The organism is Holospora undulata HU1 (assembly GCF_000388175.3).
Taxonomy (GTDB): domain Bacteria; phylum Pseudomonadota; class Alphaproteobacteria; order Holosporales; family Holosporaceae; genus Holospora; species Holospora undulata_A.
This window is the reverse complement of the sequence record NZ_ARPM03000176.1, coordinates 1-2,371: the sequence shown is the minus strand read 5'-3', so window position 1 is coordinate 2,371 and position 2,371 is coordinate 1. Positions and strand designations below refer to the sequence as shown.

Genomic DNA, 2,371 nt, shown 5'->3' with positions numbered 1-2,371 from the left:
GATCAGAGCTTCTTGGAATCTGCCTATCTTGATCAGAGCTTCTTGGAATCTGCCTGTCTTGATCAGAGCTTCTTGGAATCTGCCTGTCTTGATCAGAGCTTCTTGGAATCTGCCTGTCTTGATCGAGAGGGCTAGAATGTTTTTTTATAGCACGCGCACGTCGATCAGCAAGTCGCTTAGAAAATCTTTCATCTTGAGCTTTAAGATCTTCTTCTACTATTTTTCTTGCGTGTGCACTTAAGTTTGAATATATACTTGAATTTTTTTCTTTCTTATCTTCAACTACTTTACTTAAGTCTTGACGATAGAAATCACTTTTATTTTGAGATTCAGCGTCTTTTTCACTAATATTTTTTTTCAATTCATTAGCTTCTTCAGAATGCTTTACCAGTACGAATTTACTTTTATTATCTTGTTTTAAATTTTTAACTTTTGGTTTTTGTGAATCACGGTACGAACCTTCAAGAAAAGTTTCTCTTTCTAAAGCAAGAGGCTCTTTAGCGGGAAATTGATCTTCAAGTTCACCTGCAATGCTTTTACTGAAACTCAGAAAAGAAGAACCTGCGATTGTTATAAATAAAATTCCACTGATATATTTCATTTTTATATACGTTAAAAAACTCAATAATAATATATCAAAAAACAATTTTTTTTATGTGCACAAAAAAGCAAGCCCCCCCCATACACAAAAGAAACTTCAATCTTTAGGTAGTCTATCTAAGATTTAACACAATACACATGCTCACATAAGTAATCATCAGAAAACTGCTGAGCTTTTTCTATACAATAAAAAATATCCTGAAGGTCATTTTTTACTTGAACTTCTTGAGCCTTAATATGCTCCAAAGAAACTCCGTAACCCTCTTGCAACACCGTTTTTAGATTCTTTACAGGATCATTATCTTTTTTAGCTTTCTCTAAAGCTTCTTTTGAACGATAATTCCCTGGATCAGACATAGAATGCCCCTTGAATCGATGAGTTCGAACTTCTAACACTACAGGACCTTTTTTTTGACGAACTTCGTTTATACGATCCTTAAGACAGCTAAACACTTCTAAAAAATCGTCTCCTTGACAGAAATATCCTGGAATTCCAAAAGAAGCACCCCGAGTATAAAGCATGCCTGAGTTTGCACACCCTCTTTCCACAGAAGTTCCCATAGAATAATAATTATTTTCAATTACGTACAAGATAGGAAGCCCCCAAAGCGCCGCCATATTCATCGACTCAAAAAATTGTCCCTGATTTGTTGCGCCGTCACCTAAACATGCGATACAAATTCCTTCGTCTGCCCGATACTTATGCGCAAAAGCTAACCCGGTTCCTAAAGCAGAAGAAGCCCCTACTATCCCGTGCCCCCCATAAAACCCATGCTCAGGAGAAAAAAGATGCATGGATCCCCCTTTTCCTTTGGAAATTCCACCTTCCATTCCTAACAATTCCAGCATAACTTGCAAAGGATCCGCACCACAAGCCAAAATATGACCGTGACACCGATATGCAGTCACCACACTATCCTTGCTATTATCTCGGACGCACTGCAGCGCAACAGGAAACGCCTCTTGACCTATACAAAGATGGCAAAATCCTCTAATCTTTCCTTGGGTATAAAAATTTGCACACGCTTCTTCAAACCTGCGAATAAACAACATCTTAGAAAAAACTTGCAGAAGCTCTGAAGCGGAAAACAAAAAACTCTTATCATTAGCAATATTATTAGAAAAATTATCAATGTAATTATGTTTCATAACTCTCAAATTTACTGGGGTGCTAGGATTCGAACCTAGGAATGGCGGCACCAAAAGCCGCTGCCTTACCGCTTGGCTACACCCCAAAATCTCTCCCATTGTACTGTGCTTAAAAAAAAATAGCAACCCCCCGTAGAATTTTTTATCTCCTCTTCTTCATAGATTAAAAAAGACAACTGGCCTAATTCAATTCCTTGGTTTTTAGCTAAAGCTATTATATGCATGGATATATCGTGAAAGAGAGTTTCTATACTGCGTCCAAGAGGAGTGCGCCTAAATGCCTTTTTCTGTGCCCATTTTATGTTTAATGGTATTTAGTCTGGGTGAATGGCGAAAAGATAAAGGAGTGTCTCCTGAAGCCTTCAAGACCTTTAGCATGCCTTGGATTTTGTGAAAGGTTGCATTGTCCATGGCTCCCCAACTGCTTTTCAGGAAGTTAGGAGATCAAATCTTGCAGCATCCATGCGGTTGAAACCCAATATTTACAGTTGTTTGAAACAGACTCACGGTCAAAATAACGCCGCCTAAAAGTGCGCCAATCACATTCGTGCAATCCTTTTCACCCCCCAGTCATGGCTGCCAAAGTGCCAATAACCTCGCCAATAACCTTTCAAGCCATGAA

General features: G+C 38.5%; 2 protein-coding genes and 1 tRNA gene. All 3 read right to left on the bottom strand.

Going from position 1 to position 2,371, the window contains the following annotated elements; genetic code table 11:
• A partial coding sequence (locus K737_RS05495; RefSeq protein ID WP_035575172.1) for a hypothetical protein occupies positions 1 to 601 on the bottom strand: 601 nt, incomplete at its 3' end.
• A 116-nt stretch (positions 602 to 717) separates the two neighbouring features.
• On the bottom strand, positions 718 to 1,749 hold the full coding sequence (locus K737_RS05490; RefSeq protein ID WP_006301691.1) for a thiamine pyrophosphate-dependent enzyme: 1,032 nt from the start codon (positions 1,747 to 1,749) through the stop codon (positions 718 to 720).
• 14 nt (positions 1,750 to 1,763) lie between these two features.
• Positions 1,764 to 1,835, bottom strand: a tRNA-Gln gene (locus tag K737_RS05485).
• Between the last annotated feature and the right edge of the window lie 536 nt (positions 1,836 to 2,371).